The following is a 609-nucleotide window of genomic DNA, read 5'->3' on the forward strand; positions in this document are numbered from 1 at the left end:
CTTCTACCCGGCGCGAACAAATAAACGTAGGTGTCGGTTCACCACCATCCGACCACGACGGCGGGCGACCCGGCGACCGGCGTTCTTCGAAGACATCGACGAAGTACTCGGCCTCGCGTTTAAGGTAGTTAACACAGCCGCGGATGACTGATCCTCGACTTTTTGACAGCGGCGTATGCGCGAGTTGGAGGTGGACAGTCGGCTGCGAGCGGCGTACGACATCGACGTGGAGCCCCTCGTGGTACACGTCATGCCCGAGTGTCGATGTCTCGTTGTGGTCCATCCGGGCGATTGCCGTCCACTCGATCGGGTCGGTCGCGACGCGATAGTGAAGCTGAACGAGGAAGCGCGGGATGTGTTGCTGGTGCTGGTCGAACCCGACGGTGAGCAGGCAGTCGCGGCGGCCAGCTGGGACGTGCTTGGAGACATCGTAGCCGGTCGGGAGCGACGGGGCACTCATTCGTTCGGTCTATCGGTACCTGATACGGTGGTGCTTTCGCTTTCGCCCACGACGCCGGTGCCGTCATCACAGACGACGGTCTGCGCTGGTGTAACGCTGACGAGCATGTAGGACACGCCCGGACTGTCGACGCTGTTCTGGACGGCTTC

General features: G+C 62.1%; 1 protein-coding gene. It reads right to left on the reverse strand.

Annotated elements, in window-relative coordinates; genetic code table 11:
- Positions 1-460, reverse strand: a 460-nt coding sequence (locus DVK07_RS23980) for a hypothetical protein (RefSeq protein WP_121598592.1), incomplete at its 3' end; no start/stop codon positions are given.
- Positions 461-609 lie beyond the last annotated feature (149 nt).

Origin of the sequence: Halorubrum sp. Atlit-26R, from assembly GCF_003666015.1 — an archaeon.
Classification (GTDB): Archaea; Halobacteriota; Halobacteria; order Halobacteriales; family Haloferacaceae; genus Halorubrum.